Origin of the sequence: Propionibacterium sp. oral taxon 192 str. F0372 (genome assembly GCF_000413315.1) — a bacterium.
Taxonomy (GTDB): domain Bacteria; phylum Actinomycetota; class Actinomycetes; order Propionibacteriales; family Propionibacteriaceae; genus Brooklawnia.
Genome location: NZ_KE340297.1, coordinates 1,146,240 through 1,170,092, shown reverse-complemented (window position 1 = coordinate 1,170,092; position 23,853 = coordinate 1,146,240). Strand labels below are relative to the sequence as shown.

Sequence of the window (23,853 nt, the reverse complement as noted above, 5' to 3'; positions counted from 1 at the left end):
GTGCACCCCGCGTAAGCGGGGATGATCCCTTCCTCATCGGAGGACGACCCGGTGAGCAGATGTGCACCCCGCGTAAGCGGGGATGATCCCTGATTCGCCGTGTCGAGGTAACGCTCTGAGCCGTGCACCCCGCGTAAGCGGGGATGATCCGGAGTGTGCATTTGACGCCAAATATGACACGTAGGTGCACCCCGCGTAAGCGGGGATGATCCGTCCCGGTAATTGTCTGCCCATGTGAGCATAATGTGCACCCCGCGTAAGCGGGGATGATCCCTCAGCCCCGAATACAATATCCTGATAACGAACGTGCACCCCGCGTAAGCGGGGATGATCCGCCCCGTCCGATTCGTGCATCCTCGACAAGCGCGTGCACCCCGCGTAAGCGGGGATGATCCCGCCGCCAAACGCATCCTCGGGATCCACTCACCGTGCACCCCGCGTAAGCGGGGATGATCCCATCATCGGCTTCCATCAGCGCATCCGGGAAGCGGTGCACCCCGCGTAAGCGGGGATGATCCGGGTCGCGTGACCTTCTGTGGTGTCCTGGAAACGTGCACCCCGCGTAAGCGGGGATGATCCCTATCCAAACCATCTCCGTGCCCAGATGGGCGCGTGCACCCCGCGTAAGCGGAGATGATCCCCAGACGCGCGGCACCTTGGACTGGCGGACCGAGTGCACCCCGCGTAAGCGGGGATGATCCCAGGGCGACGACGTCACGGCGCGAGAGGTTGCGGCTCACCCACTCGATCTGGTCCGCGTAGACGTTGGGCGTAGCGCGATCGACGGTGGCGGGCAGGTTGAGGATGATCTCGCGGTCGGCCTCTGGCTGCCACACGTCCATGACGGCCTCGCAGACCTCAAGGGAGTACTCGCGCTCGGTGTCGACGAAGATCTCCGGGGAGTACTCGAAGCCGAAGACGGTGTCGTCGGTGAGGACCTTATCCGCCCGGGCCATGACCATGCGGATGCCGTCGACGGCGAGCTCGTGCACGTCCTGCCGGCTCATGCGGAAGACGACCTCGCGGAAGAGCGGGGACAGCGCGTTGTACAGGTGGACGGTCGCACGCGGGAGACCGACGCAGGCGTCGAGGGTGCGGTCGATGAGGTCCTCGCGGGACTGGGTCAGGACGCTGATCGCCACGTCCTCGGGGTTGGCGTCGTCCTCGACGAGTGGAGCGCACGAAGTCGTAGTCGGTCTGGAAGGTGGCCGGGAAGCCGATCTCGATCTCCTTGAAGCCGATGCGCACGAGCAGGTCGAACAGGGCGCGCTTGGCCTCGGGGCCCATGGGCTCGATGAGGGACTGGTTGCCGTCGCGCAGGTCGGTCGACAGCCAGCGGGGGCGCTCGTGAGGCGCTTGGTCGGCCAAGTGCGGTCCGGCAGGTCGGTGAGCTCGGCAAGACCACGCTCATCGAGAACCTCCTGGGCTCCCTCGCGCCCCAGTCAGGGACCGTGCGGGTCATGGGAACGGACCCGCGCCGAGCCCCCGCGTCCTTTTGGACGCGCATCGGCCTGGTCCAGCAGAACTGGACCGACCACCCTAAGTGGCGCGTCAAGGACCAGCTCGGGTGGATCCGCTCGATCCAGCTGACGGCCGACGACAACGTCAGCACTGTCGAGGAGGTCCTGGAGTGCGTGCCCTTCATCATCTTGTCCTCGCTGGCGGCGGCCCCTCTGGGCATCGCCGCCGCCTGCGCGGCGCGGGGCATGTACAGCCTCATGGTCACCCTCCTGCCGATCATGGCGCTGGTGGCCACCAGCGGTGCCTTCTTCCCGGTCGTGGCCCTGCCTCGCTGGGTCCAGCTCATCCACCTCGCGCTTCCCACCTACTGGTCGGGACACCTCACCCGCTGGGCGCTCGTCGGCGACCCCTCGTGGGAGATCGGTGGTGCCTTCCGTCCGAAGGCAGCCCTGACCGTCCTGGTTACGTGGACCGTCGTCGGGCTCAGGCTCCTGGCCCCCACCCTCGTCAGACGTTCCTTCCGCAGAGAGAGCATCGGTAACCTGGCACGCATGCAGTCCGCCACCCGCTCCCAGACCGGCATGTGATGGCCGACGACGTCGTCCACAACCGCATCGCTGTCCTGCGCGCGGACCGCCGCGTCAGCTCGCCGAGGACCTGGGGGTGCACTACCAGACCGTGGGGTACCTCAAGCGCGGCGAGTACGCGCCCTCGCTCCACCTGGCGCTGCGCATCGCCCGTTACTTCGACGTGCCGGTCAAGTCGGTCTTCTCCCTTGAGGACTTCCCGCCCCTGAGCTAAGTCCGGCCGGGGCCCAGTGCCACCGGTGCCGTCGCCTCAGGCGCGGGCGGTTCCGATCCCGGCCCTGATCCCGGCGATGATCCGGTCGAGTCCGTAGTCGAGCTCGTAGCCCTGCTCGTCATCGAGCGCCCCGACCGTGAGCACCTGCGCCATGGAGGTCAGGCCGTCGGCCTTGAGGCGGGTCAGGAGCCAGCCCACGGAGGCCTCGCTGCGTCCCTCGTGCGTCGCGGCCGCCAGAGAGCGCTTGAGGGAGGCGACAGTGCGCACGTGCCCGTCGACGAGCAACGCGGCGTTGAGCTGCTCCTGGAGATCAAGCCCTGCACCCGCGAGCACGCGGAGAACCGCCTCCATCCACCGCAGGCGGTGGGGCCCGGTCGGCATGCCCTGGACCGGGACGTCCAGGAGCCAGGGATGCGCGTCGTAGCGGATGTGAATGGCCGTCGCCCAGCACCGCAACCCGCTCTCCCAGTCCTCGGCGGGGCCCGAGAGGGCCGGCGGCGGCCCGAAGGCGACATCGACCATGGCGGCGACCACCTCGTCGCGCGAGCTGATGTGGCGGTACGCCGCCATGGTGCTCACACCCAGGCACTGGGCAAGCTTGCGCACGGTCACGCCGTCCAGGCCCTCGGCGTCGGCGAGCGCGACGCCCGCGCGCACGATCTTGCCGACACCCAGGCCCGCGCCCTCGTCCTGCTCGGCCGCACCCTCGGTGGCATCGACTTCCCACAGCCACCGCACCCACTTGGGCGGGACTCCCGAATCGGCGTGCACCACGTTCTCTCCTCATCACTGCCTCGGGGACCGGATTGCTTCGACCACGATACCTGCGTACAGTGTACTCATCACTGACGTGTACGCTGTACACACTGAGTCATGAGAGGACCGGAGCATGAAAAACGAGGACAGATCCCAGGAACGAGGCGCCGCACGGTCGCGCACCGTCGCCACCGCCGTGCTCATGGTGGCGACGTTCATGGACCTCATGGACTCGACGATCACCAACGTCGCACTGCCCACCATCGGCGCGGACCTCGGTGCCACACCGGAGCAGCTGGAGTGGACCGTCGCCGGCTACGTCATCGCCTTCGCGACCCTGCTCATCACGGGCGGCCGCCTGGGTGACATCTTCGGACACCGGCGCATCTTCGTCATCGGGCTCGTGGGCTTCACCCTCGCCTCCCTAGGGGCGGCGCTGTCGCAGACAGGCGACCTGCTCGTCGCGGCCCGCGTGCTCCAGGGAGGCTTCGCCGGGATCATGATGCCCCAGGTTCTCTCCAGCGTTCAGGTGATGTACGCGCCAGAGGAGCGCGCCCCCATCCTGGGCCTCATCGGGGCACTGAGCTCACTGGGGGCCGTGGGCGGGCTGATCCTCGGCGGCTGGCTCGTCACCGCGGACCTTCTCGGCATGAGCTGGCGCAGCGTCTTCCTCGTCAACGTGCCCGTCGGCGTCGTGCTCGTCGCCGCGGCGCTCCTCTTCGTTCCCAGGAGCAGGTCGGAGCACCCGCTCAGGCCCGATCTTCTCGGGGTGCTGCTGGGAGGCCTCGGTGTCTTCCTCGTCGTCTTCCCGCTCACCGACGGCCGCGCCGCTGGGTGGGCGTGGTGGATCTGGGCGATGCTCCTGGCAGCCCCCCTCGTCATCGCCGCCTTCACCTGGCAGCAGCGGCACATGCTCAAGGTGCACGGGTCCCCACTGCTGCCGCTACCGCTGTTTCGTGACCGGGGCTTCGCGAGCGGACAGCTCGTACAGGTGCTCTCCTCGATCGGCAACGGCGGGTTCGTGCTCATCGTGCTGTTCTACGTCCAGAGCGCGCTGGGCTTCACGGCGCTGGCGGCAGGGCTCACGCTCCTGCCCTTCGCACTGGGCTCCATGGTGACCGCGCCCCTGGCGATCCTCGCCACGAAGCGCCTGGGCAGGTGGGCCGTGCTGCTGGGCGGCATGGTGCAGGCGGCCGCACTGGCCTGGGTCCTGTGGACGATCTGGAGCGCCGGAGCATCCCTCACCGGCTGGAACCTCACCGTCCCGCTGGCGCTGACAGGCGCCGGGATGATGACCCTCATCATGCCGCTGACGACGATCACGCTGGAGTCGGTGCCCACCCAGGACGCCGGAGCGGCCTCTGGCACCCTCACCACCTTCGGCCAGATCGGCATGGTGCTTGGCATCGCCCTTGCCGGGGCGCTGTTCTTCGGGATCCTCCAGGGCTCGGGTGACGCTCATGACGCCGTCACGACCGCCCTGTGGGTGCCCGTGGCGGCCTACGCGCTCGCAGGTCTCGCCTCGCTGACGATGCCTGGTGCCGCTCAGCCGATCATGGGGAACAGCCCCCAGTAGGCCAGGGCCGTCAGGACAGCACGGCGCCCCAGACCGCGGCCGCCAGGGCGAGCCCGGTGACGATGCTTGCGAGCATGAGGTCGCCGGAGGCGTACCAGCGGGCCCGGCCGTGTGCCCGCCGTCGGCCTCAGCGCGTGCGGCGCGGGACCGTCAAGGCCGCCACGGTGAGCGCGACGAGGCCGAAGGCGAGCAGGAAGCCCACCCGGTGCACGAAGCCTGCGGAGACGTCCGTCTCGGTTGCCACCTGCGTCACAGCGTCCACCGCCCAGCTCATGGGCAGGGCGTCGCCGACGACCTCCAGCGGGCGAGGCATGCTCTCGCGCGGCACCAGCAGGCCGCACAGGAACAGCTGCGGGGCGATGACCACGGGCATGAACTGCACGGCCTGGAACTCGCTGCGCGCGAAGGCGGACACGAGCAGCCCCAGGCACACCCCGACGAAGCCGGTAACGAGGGCGAGCAGCAGCACCCAGCCCCAGCCGGCGGTGACCGTGACCTCCAGGCCCCACACGGCGACGGAGCACAGGACGAGGCTCTGGACCAGGGCGGTGCAGACGAAGGCCGTGGCGTAGCCGAAGAGGACGTCGGCGCGGTGCGTGGGCGTGGTCCACAGGCGCTCCAGGGTGCCGCTCACGCGCTCGCGCAGCATCGCCACGGAGGTCACGAGGAACAGGGTGGTCATTGGCAGGATCGCAATCATCGACACGGCGATGCGGTCGAAGAGGGGGCCGGCACCCGGCAGGTCGGTGTAGATGAAGTACAGGAGGGTGAGCAGCACCGAGGGCACGGCGACGATGAGGGCGACGGTGCGCCGGTCGGCGCGCAGCTGGGCGAGGATGCGGGCGGTGGCAGCGAGGTAGGTGCGCGGGGTCATGATGCGGCCTTGGTGAGTGTGTCGGTGCCGGTGATGATGGCGAGGAAGGCGGCATCGACGGTGGGCTTCCCCGTCTGGGTGAGGAGCTCGGCGGCGGTCGTGGTGGCGAGGAACCGGCCCTCGCGCATGAGCAGGACCTGGTCGCAGCGGAAGGCCTCGTCCATGACGTGGCTGGAGACGAGGATCGTGGTGCCGCCCTCCGCCATGGCCCGGAAGGTGCGCCACAGCTCCTCGCGGGTGACGGGGTCCAGGCCGACGGTGGGCTCGTCCATGACGAGCAGCTCGGGGTTGGCGACGAGCGCGCAGGCCAAGTTCACCCGGCTGGCCTCGCCGCCGGAGTAGCTGGACACGGGCCGGTCGATGACGTCGCCGAGCCCGACGTCGGCCACGACCTCCTCGACGTTACGGGCGCGCTCTCCCGCGATGCGGGCGAAGTAGGAGATGTTCTGGCGGCCGGTGAGGTCGCGGTAGACGGCCAGGCCTTGGGCCATGTAGCTCACACGTGCGCGCACGGCCGGGCTGCCGGGCCTCGACCCCAGGACGCTCACGCTCCCGCGGTAGCGCTGGACGCCGACGAGGGTGCGCATGAGGGTGGTCTTGCCGCAGCCCGAGGGGCCGAGCAGGCCGGTGACGCTGCCGGGGGTGAGGCTGAGGTCCAGGCCGTGGAGGATCTCCTTGCCACCGCGGGTCACGCGCAGGTCACGGACCTCGACGACTGGCGAGGCAGTGGGTTCACCACCTGAGGAGTGCTGGCTGGCGGCGGTGTGTGGTGCGGGACGGCGGTGCCCGAGGTCGTGGGGCCCGGGGCTGTTGGCGCTCGCCTGACGGTTTTTCATCATGTGATGAATTGTAGGGCGGCGAGGTGCCCTCGACAATCCCCTGCGGAGGCGATTCAGGCCTCGGGCTCCGGCCCCAGATCGCCCGTGAGGTAGCGCTGAACGGTCGGTCCGACGGCGCGGACCAGCACCTCTCGATCGGCGACGTGCACGGCGGACAGGCGCGCGACCCACCGGGCCACCCCCAGGCCGATGAGCTGGCTCGCGATGAGCTGGGTGCGCAGCTCGGGCCTGTCGGGGGCGAGGGAGGCTACCATCGGGGCGACGATCGCGCCGATGAACACCTCGCGGATTCCGGCGATGACGGACTCGTGACCGAGGGCGGCCCGCACGACCGCGGTGAAGCGCTCCTGGCCCATACGGTCCCAGGTGGTGAGGAAGATGCGCACGATGCTCTCCCCCCGGCTCGTGGGCTCGGCCCGGCGGACCTGCTCGATGAGGGAGGGGTCGAAGGTTATGCCGTCGATGTCGCCGACGACCGCCTGGGAGAACAGGATGGAGCGGTCGGCGAAATAGTGGTGGACGAGCGCCGGGTCGACCCCGGCCTCGCGGGCGATCCCGCGCAGGGAGGTGTTGTAGCCGTCGCGGGCGAAGGCGGCCCGTGCGGCGGCGAGAATCGCCTCACGGGCGTCGGGGCTGCCGGTCGGACGGCGCCCGCGCGGGCTCATGCGACACCTCCGACGCAGGTGCGGGCGGGGCGGAACGTGCCAACGGCGCGGGTGACGTCGGCACCGTCCGCGCAGCGGACACCGCTGGCGGTCACGGTCATCAGAACCTCCTGACATGCAGCCTCAGCCGACCGACGACGGCGCGGGCGCACGAGATGGATCATATCGCCGGGACGGATACCTCCAGGAGGGTTTCGTATTTTTCGATTTGAAGCTACAGTGATGTCATGGCACACACGGCTGCACGTGCGTCCTCAACGATCCTGCCGCCTGAGGACCTCGAACCCCTGCTGGACCTGTCCCGCTTCCTCGAACACGTCTCCGCCCCGTCGGTCCTCATCGGCCCGGACGATCAGACCGTCGGGCTGCCTGAGGAGGTCTACGAGGTCCTCATCAAGGTTGTCGACGCCATGTCACACGGCAGGGCCATCACTGTCGCTGCTGTCGATCAGATGCTGACAACACAAGAGGCCGCTGACCACCTGGGGATCAGTCGCCCAACCCTCGTCAAGCTCCTGGAGACTGGACGTATCCCCTTCGAGCGCCCGGCAGCGGGACGCCACCGCCGGGTACGCCTCGAAGACCTCGTTGAATACCAGAAGACCTCCGCCCAGGAGCGCAGTGACACACTCGACGAGATGACTCGCGAGGCGGTCGAGGCCGGCATGTACGAGGACACGACGGAGGACTACACGGCCATCCTGCGTCACCTGCGCACAAGCAGCGGATCATGATCAGGTTCTCGGCACTGCTCGAACCTGTGTCCTTGTTCCGCTGTCTGTCACGGACACTCTCCTGAGGGTCGCTGAAGGAGGGCTCTTTCGCCCGTTGTGGAGCCAAGCGATCCTCGACGAGATGACAAGGGCAATCACCACAGTGCACCCAGACCTGCCGACCGGAGCCGCGACGCGACGCGCGGCGGCCATGGAGCGCGCGTTTGCCGACGCCTCAGTGTCGGGCTGGGAGGAACTGGTACCAGCCATCCGCGTTCCCGACACAGGAGACCGGCACGTCGTCGCTGCGGCAGTCGTCGGGCGCGCAGACGTTATCGTCACGTCCAACCTCAAGGACTTCCCAGCCGATTCGCTCGCCCCCTACTGCATCGAGGTGCAGAGTCCCGACACTTTCCTGCTCTATCAGCTTGACCTGGCACCTTCCCGCGTCATGCGGGCACTTGATCGCCAGGCTGCGGCCATGCGGCACCCGCAGACAACCCTCGACGACGTTCTCGATCGTCTCATCACATGCGGAGCACCCACCTTTGCCCAGGCAGCATGAGCCCAAAAGTGGCGCCTGGCGATACAGGAGTAGGTCAAGTCCCAGTGCTCACTTCAGCTCACCTAAGGCGCCAGGGATTTCAGGAAGATCACTGCGTCAAAAGAGGCGCCAGCCCTCGGTATGCAGCTCGCCACAGTCGTTGCTGCCGACGCCAATGACCGAACCTTCGCTTCGAAGCCCTACCGTATGGGCCCCGCCCGTTGCGATGGTGACAACGTCCTTCCAAGCAGACACATCACACTGCCCGAAGTCTGATCTTCCTGCGGAGACAACCGTCCCCCAAGCGGTAAGGCCAACCGTGTGATAGCTGCCAGCGGCTGCACGGGTCGCCTCGCCGCCGTCGTCGCCCTGGGCTACGGCGCCACCCAGGGCGTCGCCCACAAGTCCAAGCGCCCCGAGGAGGTCGCCATCTACGAGGGCCCGGCCCCCGACTGGTTCACCCAGGGCGTCGAGGCGGCCCTGCTCGCACCGACCGCCTTCGGCAAGCAGTCCTTCACCCTCACCGGCAAGGACGGACAGGTGACGATCCGCTGCGCGGAGGGCGACTATGCCGACCAGGACCGAGGCATCGTCAAGTACCACTTCGAGGTCGGTGCAGGACCCGACAGCTTCACCTGGACGGACTGACCGCCTGCCTCTCCCGGCCCTGCTGTCCGTCGCCGTCACCGTCTCACCGGAGACCTGAGCGCCTGCGACAGCTGAGAGAAGTAGTTGTAGCGCTCCCACTCCACTCGGTCGCCGATGACGTAGAGACGGCGCTTGGCACGGCTCGCCGCGACGTTGACGAGGTTGACGGTCTCCGACGCCCACGCCTTCGCCCCGCGTCGATCGGGGTCTCCTCCCAGGACCAGGACGACGACGTCGGCCTCACGTCCCTGTGCCGTGTGGATCGTGCCTCCTTGAAGCCCCGGGAAGTCGCGTCTCACCTCCTCCAGTGCTCTCGCGACCGCACGGAACGGCGAGATCGCGATGATCTGCGACGGCTTCACACCGCGGTGCCCCAGCTCGACAATCAGCGTCCGCAGCCTGGCGATCTGCTGTTGCTGAAGATGGCTCCCGCGTTCGTCGGCAGGGACGTCGATCCACTCGCTCGGTGTCACACGCGCCCCGTCGGCACCGTCGAAGAGATCCGCAGGATCCGTGTGCGCCGCCACCCCGCTAATCATGATGCCGTCGTAGGCGATGGTGTTGCACAGCGTGAACATGGGGTCGTTGCAGCGCCGGTGCACGGTCAGCGGGGCACTGACCCACACCGGGCGTCCCTCCTGGTGCAGGGTCGTGCCGAAACGGGCAACCCGGTCGACGAGTGTCTGCACCGATGCCCGCGGTGGCAGCCACTGGCAGTCCACGGCGTAGTAGGCGGCGATATCCAGCATCGCCTTGCGTGGCATCGTCACCACGGGCTCGAGCTGGAGCGGGTCCCCGACAGCGACCACCCGCTTCGAGCGCCAGATCGCCCCAACGGCGTACTGGGGCGCCGCCTGCCCGGCTTCGTCAATGAGCAGCCACCCCAGGTCCTCCTGGCCAAGCCCGGCGAACATCCGGCCGTAGGACGCAAAGGTCGTCGACACGAGCGGCACGACGAGGAACAGCATCTGCCAGGCGGCACGAACCGCTTCACGAGGCAAGTTACGCGGGGCCTGACCACCGACGACGTCCATGGCCGCCCGCAGCCCCTCCAGCATCTGCCCGGCCGTACTGGCCAGAAAGTCCTCATGCAGGCGCAGCGCCGCGAGGAACAGCTGCGCCCGTGCTCCGTCGATCTCGGCGTCGAGCCACGGGGTGCGCATCTCGCGCTGTGCCGCGCTCCGTTCCTCGCTCGGCCAGGCGTCGCCCAGACGCCGTCGGTAGTCCGTCAGCTGCTCACCCAGCAGCGTGGTCTCCTCCTGCGCCCGCGCGTCGGCCTCCCGCAGTCCGTCCAGGGCGCGTTGCGCGTCGTCGATCTGGTGGAGCAGCGTGCGCACCTGTTCCTCGATCCGCAGCTGCTGCTCCTCCGCATCCCGCAAGTCACCCTCCACGGAAGCCAGGGCCGCCCGCCACTCACGGACCGAGCGCCCCAGCGACAGGAGGGTCTCGGCAACACCCGGGCGGGTACTCATGTGCCGGTCGCGGACCTGCGCGGCCAGGTCCCGTCTGGCACGGGCACCGTCACGCTCCTGCTCGCACCGGCGCAGCGCCGGCCCAAGCTCGTCCAGCGCAGCGCTCAACCTCCGCATCTCCTGGGCGGCACGCGCACGCTGGCCTGCTATCTCTTCCAACCGAGTCAGGCACCGACGGACGTCACGCCGGAAGACGATGAGCCTGGTGACGCGCTGTTCGGCCCGATGGAAGTCGGCCCGCGCCTGCGGCCAGCTGCGCGCGGGCGCCCCCTTCGCCCACGCCCAAAGACGAGACTGCATCCGCGGTGCTGTGCCAGGCACGCGCTTTTTCGACGGGGGACGGGTCTTGTCGAACCAGAACTCACTGCGGAAGGCGTCCCTGTGCTTCATATTGCCTAGGCGTGCCGCCACCAGTCCCCAGGCGGCGTCGTCCGTCGCGGTGTCGCCGTGCTCATCGTCACCGGCGTCGTCGGCATCCTGACGTGACTGCCTCGACCGTCGGATGAGTGCCGAGGCGATGTCCTTGAAGTAGTCCGCCTCCTGGCGCCAGCGCGCGTCAATCGCCCTGATGCCCGGGATCTCCGTGCTGATGTTCTCCACCGCCGCGTTGTTGGCCGACGCGACCACCATCTCGAAGCCCGTCAGCTCCTCACGCAGCCGACGCACGACGCGCTCGCGCGGGCCCGCCTTCCACCGCAGGGGCTCGCCGACGAAAGCGTCCTCGGCCCGGCTGAGGTCAGCCAGGCACCGGGCTCGCTCCACGACGTTTCCCGCGACGATGTCACGCAGCATCGTTGTCTTGCCCGTTCCCGGTGGACCGTTGACGCCCATGATGCCACCGGTCGGGGCGAGGTCGTGGAGGGCCTGGTTGACGGCGAACTGCTGACGGAGCGACAACGTGTGCTCCGGGGCAGAAGGCCACCTGCCAGCGGGAATCCGTTCAGCCACCACCGCGTCGTCGACGACGGCGTGCTCGGTCATGACATCGATACGCTCTCCCACGGGTGGTCGGGCGTCCTCGGACAGGTAGGAGGCCAGCGCCGTCGGGCACCGCCCGGCGGCCACGCTCGCACGTACGACGTTGATGTCCTCCAGGAAGTAGCTGTTGAGGAAGTCGGTACCCGAGGGTCCGTCTGGTCGTTCCCGCACCAGGACGGACTCAATAACGACGCGGCTGCTGGCCAGCCCAGCCACGCTGGCGACTTCCGCTCCCCGGAGGGCGGGGTCCCTGGGCAGCACCTTGAGCGCGCGGTCGATGCCCGACGCCTGGTGCGCGAGGCGGATGAGCTCTGACATGGTGGCTTGCGTGCAGCGGCCCGCGTTAGCTTCGTCGGCTTCGAGGGAGTCAGCAAGCTCGCCCACCCGCTCACGAAAGCCCCGGTCCGCCTCGCGGAACTCGGCGTCCCACTGCGGTCCCGGCCTCACCGACTCCTCGACGATCCTGGCGACCGACCACAGGCAGGAGGAGAGCACAGCAGACTCAGCGACGAGGCGGCCGGCACCGTCCACCTGCACACCCGCGCAGGCGCTGCACCCGCTCCCGCGCTCGTCGTAGGCGTCACGGTCAGCACGGAAGACCCGGTGCAGAGCCTGGTACGTGCTCTCCAGGTTGTACACGCCCAGGTAGACGGTGTGGCGCCACGTCTTTCCGTCCTTCTCCGTGTCCGGCGCAGGCCGCAGCCTCTCCCACGGCAGTGGCGTACCGGGCCTCCACTCGACGACCTGACTCTTGTCCTTCCGCCGGCGCCTCGTCGTCGCGGGTACCTTCTGCGGGGCGAACAACTCCAGCATCCACCAGTACTCCAGGACCCTCAGCCGGTGGCTGCTCACAACACTCGTCCTCATGACCCGAGTCTGCCCCAGCGGCCTGGGCCTAGTGAACAGGTCGGCCGGATCGTCATCAAACCTGCGCCCCCGGGCTCCGGCAGGCCTCACACCTGGGCGTCGTCCTCGCCCACGACGCCCAGGTCGATGTGCAGGCCCAGCGGAGCGCCGTCGGCGGCGCGGGTGATCATAAGCGGGTAGCAGCCGTCACCCCACCCGGAGGAGGCCATGATGATGTTCTCCCCCGCCCGGTCCAGGGGCATAACGATATTCGCCGCCCCCTCGCGGTAGTGCTCGGGCGAGTCCACGGGGACGCACCAGGGCTCGGGCTCGAAGTCGTCGTAGAGGTTGGCCCCGTCGGCCAGGACCGACATGGCGACGGCGGCCTCGGCGTCGACGAAGGCCACCATGCCCGAGTCCACGCCCAGGTACCCCGCACCCCGCAGCGGCTCGGCCGCTTTGACGGCGGTGGGCTCGCCGTCGGCCAGCACGAGGGACAGGTACGCGTTGCGCTCGTGGGAGCCGTCGTGTTTCCTGGAGACGTCGGCGATCGTCACCCTCACCGGGTAGTCGCCCGGCCCGATCTCGAAGACCGAAGCCTCACCGAGAGAGACGAAGGGGTCGCAGGCCTCGACACGCCCCGAGGGCACACGCAGCATCCCGAGGTCCAGGACGCTCAGGGGCACCATGTCCGTGGGGACGTACCTGTTGTCCTTCTCGAAGGGACTGGGGACCGGGCCGGTCACCAGGGCGTAGAAGCTCAGACCGTTGTCCGTCAGGTCGGTGCTCATACGCGCCATGCTAGGGGTCCTGCGCACCGAGCTACCGCCCTCAGCCCCACAGACCCGCCCGTTGGGCGAGGACAGCCAGGGCCACCGGCCCGGCGCTGGCCGTGCGCATGACGTGCGGACCCAGGCGCACCGTCGTGGCACCCGCCGCCTCCAGCGCACTGACCTCCTGCTCGCTGATGCCGCCCTCAGGGCCGACGACGACGCCGAGCACCGGCGGCTCACCCGCCTCCGCACCGACTTCCCGGGGGGCGCCCGCGTCCTCAGGCGCGCACGGCAGACTCACCTGGCTGATCGGCCGCGTGCCCTCCTCGTGCAGAACGAGCACTACTCCCCCGGCCTCGACGGTCCGGGCCACCCAGGTGCACAGCTGGGGCGTGGAGCGCGACTCCTCGACAGCGGGCACCCGGGCGCGTCGGGCCTGCTTGGCCGCCTCGTGGGCGGTCGCCCGCCACCGGGCGCGTCCCTTGGCGGCCTTCGGGCCGTTCCACACGGACACGCAGCGGCTCGCCTGCCACGGGATCACGAGGTCAGCCCCCACCTCCGTGGCCGTCTCCACCGCCTGCTCGTCGCGCCCGCCCTTGGCCAGCGCCTGGACCAGGGCCAGGCGCAGCGGCGCCGTTGCCTCCTCGACCCGCTCGGTCACGCGCACGCCCAGCCGGTCCTTGGCTCCCCCGGCCCCGGGCTGGGTCACCTCGCACACGAGCCTCAGCCCCTCGCCGTCGACCAGGTCCACCCGCTCACCGGCCCGCAGGCGCCTGACCGTCACCGCGTGCCGGGCCTCGGGACCGGTGAGGAGAAGGAGGTCACCGGCCCGGGCCGTGGTGGCGGACCCGGACGGCTCGATGGTGTCGGCCGTGAGAACGAAGACAGGTGCGGTCACGCGCCCCAGCCTACGGGCCGGGCCCGTGCCCGCCGGTGCTAGCGTCGCCTCCCATGAGCCCCCACTCCTCCGACGCCTTCGCCCACGAGTTCCAGGCCCTTGACTCCCTGAGGGTCGCCGAGGCCCTCGACCGGCGTCTGCAGGCAGCGGGCCGGGGCCGACGACGACACTCCCCGCTATTGGTGCACCCCGCGTAAGCGGGGATGACCCCACGAGCGGTTTTCCGGCCGATGCCAGCCAATTACACACCCGCCTGAATAATCATCCCCCGTACTGCACGCCCATGAGGATGCCTTGGATCAGCGGCGGATCACCCAGAAAGTGGGTCATGGCATGAGCAATGTAGGCCGGTGTCATGGAACGCCCACCATATACATAGAGCGCCGAAAGAATGGAGAACAGCACAAAACTAGAGACCCAGTAGCTAGGCCAGATGTGGTGTCCGATGACGCCGTGATAGGCGGCCATAATCCCCCCGCTTACCACGATCTGCAGGAGACGGTTCGTATCGCAGCGGGCAAGCCGGTCAAGGATGAGGCCGCGGACCATGATCTCCTCACCGAATGCCAGCACCAATCCCATGGCCATCATGAGGGGACGTTGCCAGGTGACCGCAAATGGATCGCCACCACGCATGTAACTGAGCCCCACCCAAGCCAGACCATAGACCACCGCGATGATCATGGCAGGCCATGGGGCACGTCGCCCCCACCCTAGTTCCCGGAAGCTTTCCCCAGCCAGCCGTTGACGCCACCAGGCGAAGGCAACGAGTCCTGAACAGGCTACGAAGAACATGACATCAAGAATGAGGGCTGCATTGATGCTTGTCCCCCAGGTGTCATAAATCCACTGAGCGCCAAGAAAGAAGCACCCCACACCGAGCACTGCCCACAGTACGCCGGTGATCAGGGCAATCTCACGCCAGGCAGCCGCACGGGTAAGGGAAGGGCGCGAGATATCCGCGGCCTGGGGACGGTGATGACCATGCGTCATTATGATGCAACTTTCTTACGTTCCGTAGCAATGATGAGACGTATCGTAGAGGACGGTTCCCCTGGTGTCATGCGATCGTGGAAGCAAACGAGGCGCAAGATGGTGTCATGCCAGAAGCCGAACACCCTCCGACTACCGTCAACCACGGCACAGTGGCCTTTCTGTGCGGGCTGTGCGAGACGGAGGAACTGCCCGGCACATTCCTCATTGAGGTGCTCGACGCACTGGGAATGAGCGCCTCGGGTGCGCGATCCCATCTAGCTCGTGCGGTGGGTGACGGTCGGCTGACCACCCGGCGAGTGGGCCGACGCACCTTCTACCGGTTGTCCGGGCTGTACCTGCGCCGGTACCGGGAAGTCAAGAGCAAATTCGACGCCCCACCCATATGGGCTGGGTGCTTCCACATCGTCATCTACGAGGTTCCCGAGACGAGACGGGCTGAGCGCGACGCCCTGCGCACGGCAGCCTTCGAGGAAGGCTGGGCATCGCCAAGACCCGGGGTCCTGTTGGGTATGCGTCCACCCGGGACATGGGCGCACAACCCATCCTGCTTCTCCGGCGTTCTGAAGGTCGACGTCGCAACAGCCCGTGACCTCGCGGCCAGCGCCTGGCCGTTGGCTGAGGCAGCCGAACAGATCCGTCGACTCGCCGCGCAGTTGAAGGGAGGCCAAACGCCCACCCTTACAGCCAGCAACGAATCCCGCACAGCACTGCTCAACCAGGTGGCCAGCGCACACACCCTCCTGCGTCAAGCCACCTACCTGTGGGGTTCATTGCCGAGTCTGCCCGACGAACTCTTGCCTGCGGATTACCCGCACGATCTCCTGGCGCAGATCACCGCCGAAATGAACGGCCCCATGATGGTGGCCGGTGCACAAGCAGCCCAGAAACTCTTGGCCCTGCACACTCATGCCCCGGCGCCTGCCAGGCTGACCGCCGGATCAACAGTAGGCAGCGATGACGGTGGACACCGCACAAAGCCGGTAGCACAATCAGGCAGCTGATTTCGCAGCCAAAACACGCGCCAAACATCGACATCCGGGACAACCACAAGCGGTTGGCAACCCCCAGGAGCGATTCACCACAAGGTCAAGCTCTGTTCCATACACCGTAGCGAGAGGCCCCTGAGACCCTACCCCGAAGACCTGGGACAACCCGCATCCGGACCATGATGGCCACCCCGCCTCCGATAATGGCATCATCCAGTAGTAGCTTAGGCATTCCTAAGCAATATTCGGGGCTGGCTTAACGTCGACCAGCCCTCGTCGGAAGGACTCTTCCATGACCACCGTGGCCAGGAACACCATCACCTCGCCGAGGATCCTCATCAACATAGGGGTGTTCACCGCCCTGTACTTCCTGTTCATGTTCGCTGGAGGCATGCTCGGCATCTTCCACCCAGCGATGATGTTCGTCGGCGGGTTGATCAGCGGCATTCTCAACGGCATCGTCTGCATGCTCATGGTTGCCAGAACCCGCGTCATGGGAGCCTTCACCGTCATGGGTGCGGTTGTCGCGACTCTCATGGTGGCCACCGGGCATTTCTGGGGTACCATCCTCATCGCCATCGCCTTAGGCTTCGCGGCGGACCTCATCATCCGCTCCGGGAACTACACGCGCACCATGACGAATGCCTTGGGCTACGCGGTTTTCTCCTTGTGGGGTATTAGCCCGTTCCTCCCGTTGTTCTTCAACTCCGGCGCTTATCTGGCCGACATCGGAAACCAGATGGGTGCAGAGTATGCCACCACTTTTGAGCGTATCTTCACTGCCCCGGTCGTCTGTGGATGGGTGCTGCTCAGCGCCATCCTCGCCTTCTGCTCGGCGCTGCTGGGCATGCGCATCCTACAGCGGCACTTCGAGCGCGCAGGCGTAGCCTGATTTCAGGAAGGCCAGGAAACCTTGACGACGAATATCTTGCTGACAAGCACTGATAGTCGCATCGTGGCGGATCCCCGGTCAAAATTCGTGCTCCTACTCGCGGTGAACGCCATCGCCATGGGGAATTCAAACGGCTGGCTGATCGCTGCAACGAGTGTCCTCGTGGGCTGTCTGCTCGTCGCCGACTTGCGTCCGGGGACAGCGCTGAGTTATGCCGCCTTGGTCGCGGCCAGCGCCGTCATTGCCGAGTTGCCCCATCACTTCGTCAACGGCCTAGTGGTTGGCCTGGGAGTCATCTTCCACTGGATCCTGCGGTTCACCGTCAGCCTGGCCATGGGTGGCTGGTTCATCCTCAGCACCCGTGTGGGTGATCTCGTGGCCGCCATGACCGCCGCACGACTACCACGCACTCTCATCATTCCCCTGGCTGTGCTCTTCCGTTTCCTGCCCATGGCCATCGACGAAGCCCGGGGAGTTATCGAGGCGATGGCCCTGCGCGGCTACCGGGGTTCCTACCTGTGGCGTCATCCGATCACTGCGATGGAGAAACTCGTCGTCCCGGTGCTGACAGCCTCCGCACGAACCGCCGACGAACTCTCCGCAGCTGCCCTCATCCGCGGCCTGGGCAGCACTCGGCGCCCCACGATCGTCGCCGACCTCCACTTCCGCTGGATCGACGCAGTATTCCTCACCTTGGCACTCGGCCTCGCCGGTGCCGCCATGACGCAGGCGGTCATGCGATGAGTGTCACAATCAACGATGTCAGCTGGACCTGGCCCAATGGGGAACAGGTCTTGGATGAGATCGCCCTGAACCCCGTCCCGGGAACACTCACCTTGGTGTGCGGAGCATCCGGTTCCGGCAAATCCACCCTCGTGAGGCTCATCAACGGCCTCATCCCCCACTTTCACGACGGGCAACTCACCGGAACTGTTCTCGTCGGGGACCAGGAAGTCGCCGATACCCCGGTCGATCAGATGGGGCGTCTGACCGCCACCGTCTTCCAGAACCCAGCTACCCAGTTCTTCACCACGACGGTTGCCGATGAACTCGCATTCGCCGGGCAGAACCATCAGGTGCCCGCCGATGAGATCCGCCGTCGCCGCACCGAGGCCTTGGAGACACTGGGCATTGAAGAACTGGCGGACCGCGACCTGCGCGGCCTATCCGGTGGGCAACTCCAGAAAGTCGCCTGCGCCCAAGCGCTGGCGCAGGATGCCCCGATCATCCTGCTCGACGAGCCGACCTCGAATCTCGATCCGGAGGCCATCGACGCGATCCGTGAGGCCATCGCACGTCTCAAGCAACTCGGCCGCACCTTGGTGGTGGCCGAGCACCGCATCTATTTCCTGCGGGATCTAGTTGACGAGGCGGTCATCATGGCCGACGGACGAATCACCTCGCGGATGAGTGGCGAGGAATTCTTCGCCATGGATGACGCCGAACGCCGCAACCTGGGGCTGCGTACCTTGGAAAGACCGGAATGGATGGGTCAGATCATCGATGTGCCGGCCTGTAGAACACACCAAGATCCCGCGCCGGAATCAAGCGGGGATGCCGACGGATCCGATGCCTCTGGACTTGTGGTGAGTGATCTCACCGTCGAGCGCGGTGGGCACACCATCCTGGATATCGACCGGCTGGTGTTTCCCCGCGGAACCATCACCGGGATCATCGGGGCCAACGGGATCGGGAAGACCACCCTGGCACGCACCATCTGCCGTCTCCAACGCGCCCGGCGCGGCATCCGGGTGACCGTCAATGGTCACGCTCTGGTGCGAGGCCAGGCCTTCTTGGTGATGCAAGACGTACACCGCCAGTTATTTGCCGAATCCGTGGCTGATGAGGCAAGCGAACCCCAATTGGCCAGACTTGACTTGGCTTCCCTCACATCTCGTCACCCACTGTCGCTGTCCGGCGGACAAAAGCAGCGGCTCGTCATCGCCACCGCCATCGACCAGGAAGCCCGCGTCCTCATCCTCGACGAACCGACCTCCGGGGTCGATCACCGCCACCTGCTGTCCATCGCCGCGGAACTGCGCACCCTGGCTGATGACGATCGAGTCGTCATCGTCGTCAGCCACGACGCCGAGTTCCTGAACGAATGCGCCGACCGCATCATCCGTTTGACCTGAGCCAGAAGTTTGACCTGAGCCAGAAGGGAGTATCCATGACCGACACTACGACCGGTGCCCCCGTCGGGGGAACGGAAACTTCAGAAAGCGCTTCCCAAGCGGTCACCGTCTCCGACCTCATCGCCCCCGCCAAGTCGAAGATGGTTCTCTCCGCCGTACTCACTGCCTGCGGCGCGCTGCTGGCAGTGGTGCCCTTCATCGCCCTGCACCGCATGGCGATGCTGTGGTTCGATGAGACCGATGTCCCCAGCTGGGCGGGCAGTCCGGTGTTCTGGGCGATCATCGCCGTTGCAGCCCTGGTGCTCTCCCAGATGTTTTATCTGGCGGGACTGGGGGTCAGTCACTTGGCGGAAGCCAAATTGCGCCATCAGCTGCGTGGACGTCTCGTCACGGCCCTGGGCCACCTTCCCCTAGGCCGGGTGTCAGTCATCCCGCACGGCGCCATCCGCAAGATGGTCTGCGATGACACGGCTTCCATCCACACCTTGGTGGCCCACGTGCCGGGGGATGGCACCAACGCGGTCGTCGGAGCCATCGCTGGGCTGGGTTACCTGCTGTGGGTTGACTGGCGCCTGGCCCTGGCGCTCCTCGGGGTGTGGGCTGTGGTCATCACCTTGGTGATGACCACCATTCCCCGCAATCTGAGCGAAAGCACCGAACGGTTCAGCCAGGCCCAAACCAGGATCGCTGCCGCAACGGTCGAGATGCTTGAGGGCATCAAGGAGATCAAGAATTTCCAGGCCACCGACGCAACCCGCACCCGTGTCGACGAGGCCCGAACCGCTTTTTCCCAGTCCTCCTATGACTGGCTGAGCGCATCGGGGAAGGCGATGGCCATCACGGGTGCTTTCCTGCGTCCCGCCGTCGTCGTCGCCACGGTGGCACCGCTCGCCGTCCTCTTCACCAGCCAAGGGTGGACCCCCTTGTCAGCAACGCTTCCGTTCTTCCTCCTGGCGCCCGGGCTACCTGAAGGGGTCAGCGTCATGGTCTTCATGATGCAGCACATCTACGAATCCCGGCAGGCGGCCCAAGACACCGCACGGCTGCTCTCCGAACCACCCATGCCCCAGGGCGAACACCACGACGACGAAGGCCCAGCCCCGGGACTCGTCGAACTCGACAAGGTCACCTTCTCCTACGAACCTGGGGTCCTGGTGCTGCGGGAGGTAAGCCTGACCGCACGCCCAGGCACGGTGACCGCACTCGTGGGCCCATCTGGCGGCGGGAAGTCGACCCTAGCGAGCCTGATCGCCCGTTTCTACGACGTCGATTCCGGTTCGGTGCGGGTCAGCGGGGTGGACGTGCGCGAGGCGCGGTTCGCCTGGCTGTACTCCCAGGTGGCAATCGTGCTGCAAGATGTCGACCTGTCCCATGCCACGGTGCACGACAACATCGCCTTGGGTAGACCGGGCGCGAGCCGCCAGGAGGTAGAGGATGCGGCCCGTGCGGCCTGCATCCACGAGCGGATCATGCGTCTCCCAGATGGTTACGACTGCGTCCTCGGCGATGAGGGCGGTCACCTGTCTGGCGGGGAACGCCAACGAGTCACTTTGGCCCGCGCCTACCTGCAGAACGCTCCGGTACTGGTTCTCGACGAGGCCACCGCCCATGCCGATCCCGCATCTGAGCGCGACATCCACCTAGCGCTGAGCAGGCTGGCTGCCGGGCGCACCGTCATCGTCATCGCCCACCGGTTGTCCACGATCCGCGGTGCCGACCAGATCCTGGTACTGGAGGACGGGCAGGTCACCGAACGGGGACGGCACGAGGAATTGGTGGCCGCCGGCGGACGGTATGCCGCAATGTGGTCGCGCCAGCTTGGCGCTACGGATGAGGAGTCAAAGGCCGACGCGGAAATGAAGGAGCACTGACCATGTGGAATCTGTTGACGCGCGTGGTGAATCCGCGCGAGATGAAGATCATCGTCGCTTGGTTCGTTACCTCCGCTGTGCTGCAGGGCCTGACCCTGGGGATCATGATCCCCTTCATGCGTGCTCTCTACTCGGGGGCTCCTTCGGTGACGGGATGGCTCATCGGCCTGCTGGCCGCCGGAATGGCCACCTTCGTCGTAGATATCACCGCCACCTACCGCTCCTACCGGGTCAGCGTCTACGAGGTGTGCGACACAATGATCAGCCGGGTCATTGAGCACGTCCTGAGTCTTCCCCTGGGCTGGTTCTCGGCGTCGCGTCAGGCCGGGGTTGTCAATGCCACCTCCAAGGAGATCAACACCTTGTCGCATGTGACCTCGATGGTCATCCCGAATCTGTGCAACGCCTTCATCGTGCCGCTCATCATGATCCTGGTCGTCGCCTTCATCGAGTGGCCGCTGGCACTCATCATGGCTGTGACCATCGTTCCCCTGTATCTCGTCTGGCGGCATATGGGGGCGACGACGACGCGAGCCAACGAGATGGAGGATGCGGCAGCCGCGGTGGCTGCTGGGCGGCTTATCGAGTTCGCTCGGCTCCAGCCGGTGCTGCGCGCATCGGGAGCGACCGAGACCGGGTGGGAACCGGTGAATGCTGCCCTGGACGCCGACGCGAAGGTGACCTTGGAGAGCCTGCGCACCAAGGGACGCCCCGGACAAGGGTTTAACATCGTGGTCAACACCGCCTTCGCTCTCGTCATGGGGGTCGGCCTGTCAGCGGTGAGCGGGCACCGGCTCGACGTCATCGCCTACTTGGCGATCATGGCCGTCACCGCCCGCATGATGGTGCCCCTGACGAAAGCGGCCCTGTACTCCGTCGAAGCCGATAACGCAGTCGTGGCCCTGCAATCCATGAACACGATCCTCGATGCGCAGCCGTTGCCCGCCCCTGCGCCCGGCCATGGGATGGTTCCGAAGCAGAGCACCATTCAGTTCCGCGGCGTGAACTTCTGCTATGAGCAGGGCCATGCAGTGCTCGCCGACGTCGATCTCACCGTCCCGCAGGGTCGGGTGACTGCGCTGGTCGGCCCATCTGGGGCGGGAAAGTCGACGATACTGCGGCTGGCCGCTCGCTTCTGGGATGCGGATTCGGGGACGGTGTCGATCGGCGGGGTCGATGTGCGGGAGATGACAACCTCCTCAATCATGGCGATGACCTCCATGGTGTTCCAGGAGGTGTATCTCTTCGATACCACCATCCGCGAGAACCTGCGCATTGCCCGGCCCGGTGCCACCGACGAGGAGTTGGCCGAGGCCGCCCGCAGGGCTCGCCTGGACGCGGTGATCGAAACCTTGCCACACGGCTGGGATACCCAGGTGGGACCAGCTGGGACGAGCCTGTCGGGCGGGGAGCGTCAAAGGGTCTCGATCGCCAGGGCGTTCCTGAAGGATGCCCCGGTCCTGCTGCTCGACGAGGTGACCTCGGCTCTCGATGGCGAGAATGAGACCGCGATCATTGAGGTTATCCGGGAGCTCTCTCAAGGCCGCACCGTGCTCATGTCTGCCCACCGCATCTCGACGATCCGGCACGCCGACCAAGTGATGTTCCTGGAACCCGGCCCGGCCGGTGCACAAATTGCCCAGACCGGAACCCCCACCGAACTGGCCGAGGCGGAAGGCCCCTACCGGGAGTTCATCCAGGCAGCTGAGGAGTCCTCCGCCTGGAATCTGACGGAGGTGGCGCAGGATTGAGTGGGTCAACGACCGGGTGCCGACCCGCGACGATGCCCTCGATAATCAACACCCTCCATTGACGAGCACCGGTCCATGAGGCGAAAGTTGGCTCATGCGGAGAAAAGCTGCGAAGAGCTCGACGGTGATCTTGGTTGCGGCTTGCCTGGCGGCCGCATTCACCGGGTGTTCTGCCCCTGACGTGGCTGATCGAGCGCCGGAACTGGTCGGGCCTCTTATCGAGCACCATGGGGGACGACTCGTGAGTGTGAAGATTCACCCGAAATGGGGGATGGCCATGATGTCGGATGGGGCTGGCGCTCAGATAGAACGCATCGGTTTCGGCCAGGACACCACGCCCGGAGCGCTCCCCGCTCACCCCATTGACGGGGTCAGGCTTCCCTCGATTGGCTCTGCCGATTTCGATGTCGACGGCTACGTGGCCAGGGTATCCGAGACCTCCGGGAGCTGCGGCATGGATGACTGGGAGGTGAAAGCCACAGCGCTCAGTTCTTCCGCTGTCGTGATCACCCAGGTGTGTGCTGGACAGCAAACAGCTTTCTCCCTCAATGGAACTCCCGTGAACTCGGTCGATGACGTCTGGTCCCCGGAAAGTTTCGCAACCGCGTGGAATGAACTACTCACGGTCAACCCAAGCGGCCAGGTCTTGGATCTGAATCTTTCCGCCGAAGAACTCACCGCAGAACTTCCGCCCGACGCTTCCGGTAGTTCCTGTCAAATGGCCTACAAGCGAGCCTTGGCCGGAGTTCCCCGCTTCGAGCTTCCCGTTATCTCTTCACAATGCCAGGACTCAGCTCAAGGGAATAAGATCGATCTGACCGCACATGATGCAAAAACGGTGTGGGAGCAGGTGGCCTCGCTCTCCCGGGAACACGGCATTGTCCTAGACGAGGAGACCTCGCTGCGCATCCACCGGGAAGGGGAGGGTGTAGCACGGCTTACTCTCAGCAGGTCGGCGCAGGCCGCAACGGTCGATGTGACTGCCCCAAGGTGATGGATTGTTGGCAAGAGTGAGAAGATGCCCACACTCAGTCCGAGTGAGGACTACATGCAAGCTCCAACACGCATTGATCCCAGCAGACTAAACCGCTAGCGAGCCAGCAAACCAACTCCGTGAACGCAACCCCGATTCGTCGTTACGCGACATTGTACGCTTCCTTGCGCTAGGACCCCCTAATCCGGTATCGGCAAGCCACCAATCACTGTACGGAAGCCGATACCAAACTAATCGGGTTCAACCGGGTACCACCCGAGGTATCCACTTAGTTCCAAACAACTATCTACTGCATATTCTTGCGCCGGCTACACATTCTTGCGACCACTGGTGAATTCGATTTCAGCTCATCGCAAGCACGAGAAGTATCTAGGTGAAAGTTGA

The 23,853-nt window shown here is 66.3% G+C and carries 22 protein-coding genes, 3 pseudogenes and 1 CRISPR repeat array; of the genes and pseudogenes, 14 read left to right on the top strand and 11 right to left on the bottom strand.

Translation table 11 applies throughout. The annotated features are described in order from the left end of the window. A CRISPR array of direct repeats spans positions 1-701; the repeat unit is 28 nt; unit sequence GTGCACCCCGCGTAAGCGGGGATGATCC. Positions 702-734: 33 nt separating this feature from the next. Then, positions 735-1,142 (bottom strand): annotated as a pseudogene (locus HMPREF1531_RS14365) (2-isopropylmalate synthase); the annotation flags it as partial. Between the two features lie 91 nt (positions 1,143-1,233). Beyond that, positions 1,234-1,287: pseudogene (locus HMPREF1531_RS14360) on the bottom strand (hypothetical protein); the annotation flags it as partial. 119 nt (positions 1,288-1,406) lie between these two features. On the opposite strand from HMPREF1531_RS14360, the pseudogene HMPREF1531_RS13880 reads away from it, so the two are divergent. Together HMPREF1531_RS13880 and HMPREF1531_RS14135 are read left to right on the top strand one after the other, a co-directional pair. Continuing rightward, a pseudogene (locus HMPREF1531_RS13880) lies at positions 1,407-2,048 on the top strand (hypothetical protein); the annotation flags it as partial. 76 nt (positions 2,049-2,124) lie between these two features. After that, positions 2,125-2,262 (top strand): helix-turn-helix transcriptional regulator, encoded by a 138-nt coding sequence (locus tag HMPREF1531_RS14135; RefSeq protein WP_016668929.1) that lies wholly within the window; start codon positions 2,125-2,127, stop codon positions 2,260-2,262. 36 nt (positions 2,263-2,298) lie between these two features. On the opposite strand, the gene HMPREF1531_RS05485 is transcribed toward HMPREF1531_RS14135, so the two are convergent. Then, positions 2,299-3,036, bottom strand: coding sequence for a TetR/AcrR family transcriptional regulator (locus HMPREF1531_RS05485; protein WP_016668928.1), 738 nt, complete (start codon positions 3,034-3,036; stop codon positions 2,299-2,301). Between the two features lie 115 nt (positions 3,037-3,151). Between HMPREF1531_RS05485 and HMPREF1531_RS05480 the strand changes: the two genes are divergently transcribed. After that, entirely contained in the window at positions 3,152-4,594 is a 1,443-nt protein-coding gene (locus tag HMPREF1531_RS05480; protein WP_016668927.1) for an MFS transporter, read from the top strand. A 127-nt stretch (positions 4,595-4,721) separates the two neighbouring features. Here HMPREF1531_RS05480 and HMPREF1531_RS05475 read toward each other — a convergent pair whose 3' ends face one another. From HMPREF1531_RS05475 to HMPREF1531_RS05465, 3 genes are read right to left on the bottom strand one after another with little or no spacing between them, the layout of a single operon-like run. Further along, entirely contained in the window at positions 4,722-5,468 is a 747-nt protein-coding gene (locus HMPREF1531_RS05475; protein WP_016668926.1) for an ABC transporter permease, read from the bottom strand. Further along, positions 5,465-6,307 (bottom strand): ABC transporter ATP-binding protein, encoded by an 843-nt coding sequence (locus tag HMPREF1531_RS14305; protein ID WP_016668925.1) that lies wholly within the window; start codon positions 6,305-6,307, stop codon positions 5,465-5,467. Before HMPREF1531_RS14305 ends, HMPREF1531_RS05475 begins: the two co-directional genes overlap by 4 nt. Before the next feature lie 53 nt (positions 6,308-6,360). Further along, positions 6,361-6,972: a TetR/AcrR family transcriptional regulator gene (locus HMPREF1531_RS05465; protein WP_016668924.1), complete on the bottom strand. Its 612-nt coding sequence runs from the start codon at positions 6,970-6,972 to the stop codon at positions 6,361-6,363. A gap of 227 nt (positions 6,973-7,199) precedes the next feature. Here HMPREF1531_RS05465 and HMPREF1531_RS05460 point away from each other — a divergent pair, with 227 nt between their 5' ends. Together HMPREF1531_RS05460 and HMPREF1531_RS05455 are read left to right on the top strand one after the other, a co-directional pair. Next, the gene (locus tag HMPREF1531_RS05460) at positions 7,200-7,706 is read left to right on the top strand and encodes a helix-turn-helix domain-containing protein (RefSeq protein WP_016668922.1); all 507 of its coding nucleotides are present in this window, start codon (positions 7,200-7,202) and stop codon (positions 7,704-7,706) included. Between the two features lie 40 nt (positions 7,707-7,746). Further along, complete coding sequence (locus HMPREF1531_RS05455) at positions 7,747-8,250, top strand: PIN domain-containing protein (protein ID WP_051123335.1); 504 nt, start codon at positions 7,747-7,749, stop codon at positions 8,248-8,250. Positions 8,251-8,346: 96 nt separating this feature from the next. On the opposite strand, the gene HMPREF1531_RS14410 is transcribed toward HMPREF1531_RS05455, so the two are convergent. Continuing rightward, the gene (locus tag HMPREF1531_RS14410) at positions 8,347-8,631 is read right to left on the bottom strand and encodes a hypothetical protein (RefSeq protein WP_442852399.1); all 285 of its coding nucleotides are present in this window, start codon (positions 8,629-8,631) and stop codon (positions 8,347-8,349) included. Here HMPREF1531_RS14410 and HMPREF1531_RS13870 point away from each other — a divergent pair. Continuing rightward, a complete protein-coding gene (locus tag HMPREF1531_RS13870) occupies positions 8,551-8,877 on the top strand; it encodes a nitroreductase family protein (RefSeq protein ID WP_016668920.1) in 327 nt (108 codons plus the stop codon). The two genes, HMPREF1531_RS14410 and HMPREF1531_RS13870, sit on opposite strands and share 81 nt — an antisense overlap. A 35-nt stretch (positions 8,878-8,912) precedes the next feature. Here the strand turns inward: HMPREF1531_RS13870 and HMPREF1531_RS05445 are convergent, their stop codons facing one another. The 3 genes from HMPREF1531_RS05445 to HMPREF1531_RS05435 form a co-directional block, all read right to left on the bottom strand. Then, positions 8,913-12,194 (bottom strand): DEAD/DEAH box helicase, encoded by a 3,282-nt coding sequence (locus HMPREF1531_RS05445; RefSeq protein WP_036898452.1) that lies wholly within the window; start codon positions 12,192-12,194, stop codon positions 8,913-8,915. An 86-nt stretch (positions 12,195-12,280) separates the two neighbouring features. Continuing rightward, positions 12,281-12,964, bottom strand: coding sequence for a DUF4241 domain-containing protein (locus HMPREF1531_RS05440; RefSeq protein WP_198010996.1), 684 nt, complete (start codon positions 12,962-12,964; stop codon positions 12,281-12,283). A gap of 40 nt (positions 12,965-13,004) precedes the next feature. Then, a complete protein-coding gene (locus HMPREF1531_RS05435) occupies positions 13,005-13,844 on the bottom strand; it encodes a 16S rRNA (uracil(1498)-N(3))-methyltransferase (RefSeq protein WP_016668917.1) in 840 nt (279 codons plus the stop codon). 53 nt (positions 13,845-13,897) lie between these two features. On the opposite strand from HMPREF1531_RS05435, the gene HMPREF1531_RS14125 reads away from it, so the two are divergent. Further along, positions 13,898-14,041, top strand: a complete 144-nt coding sequence (locus HMPREF1531_RS14125; RefSeq protein ID WP_232210227.1) for a hypothetical protein — start codon at positions 13,898-13,900, stop codon at positions 14,039-14,041. A 64-nt stretch (positions 14,042-14,105) separates the two neighbouring features. On the opposite strand, the gene HMPREF1531_RS05430 is transcribed toward HMPREF1531_RS14125, so the two are convergent. Continuing rightward, positions 14,106-14,837: a CPBP family intramembrane glutamic endopeptidase gene (locus HMPREF1531_RS05430; RefSeq protein WP_016668916.1), complete on the bottom strand. Its 732-nt coding sequence runs from the start codon at positions 14,835-14,837 to the stop codon at positions 14,106-14,108. 107 nt (positions 14,838-14,944) lie between these two features. Here HMPREF1531_RS05430 and HMPREF1531_RS05425 point away from each other — a divergent pair, with 107 nt between their 5' ends. From HMPREF1531_RS05425 to HMPREF1531_RS05395, 7 genes are all read left to right on the top strand, one after another. After that, the gene (locus HMPREF1531_RS05425; protein WP_016668915.1) at positions 14,945-15,841 is read left to right on the top strand and encodes a hypothetical protein; all 897 of its coding nucleotides are present in this window, start codon (positions 14,945-14,947) and stop codon (positions 15,839-15,841) included. A gap of 277 nt (positions 15,842-16,118) precedes the next feature. After that, positions 16,119-16,718 (top strand): MptD family putative ECF transporter S component, encoded by a 600-nt coding sequence (locus tag HMPREF1531_RS05420; RefSeq protein ID WP_016668914.1) that lies wholly within the window; start codon positions 16,119-16,121, stop codon positions 16,716-16,718. Between the two features lie 63 nt (positions 16,719-16,781). Beyond that, positions 16,782-17,462 (top strand): energy-coupling factor transporter transmembrane component T, encoded by a 681-nt coding sequence (locus HMPREF1531_RS05415; protein ID WP_156860185.1) that lies wholly within the window; start codon positions 16,782-16,784, stop codon positions 17,460-17,462. Then, positions 17,459-18,853, top strand: a complete 1,395-nt coding sequence (locus HMPREF1531_RS05410) for an ABC transporter ATP-binding protein (protein WP_016668912.1) — start codon at positions 17,459-17,461, stop codon at positions 18,851-18,853. The genes HMPREF1531_RS05415 and HMPREF1531_RS05410 overlap by 4 nt, the downstream gene beginning before the upstream one ends. A 35-nt stretch (positions 18,854-18,888) precedes the next feature. Further along, positions 18,889-20,724, top strand: coding sequence for an ABC transporter ATP-binding protein (locus tag HMPREF1531_RS05405; protein WP_016668911.1), 1,836 nt, complete (start codon positions 18,889-18,891; stop codon positions 20,722-20,724). A gap of 2 nt (positions 20,725-20,726) precedes the next feature. After that, a complete protein-coding gene (locus HMPREF1531_RS05400; RefSeq protein ID WP_016668910.1) occupies positions 20,727-22,475 on the top strand; it encodes an ABC transporter ATP-binding protein in 1,749 nt (582 codons plus the stop codon). 241 nt (positions 22,476-22,716) lie between these two features. Continuing rightward, a complete protein-coding gene (locus tag HMPREF1531_RS05395) occupies positions 22,717-23,469 on the top strand; it encodes a hypothetical protein (RefSeq protein ID WP_156860184.1) in 753 nt (250 codons plus the stop codon). The last annotated feature ends 384 nt before the right edge of the window (positions 23,470-23,853 follow it).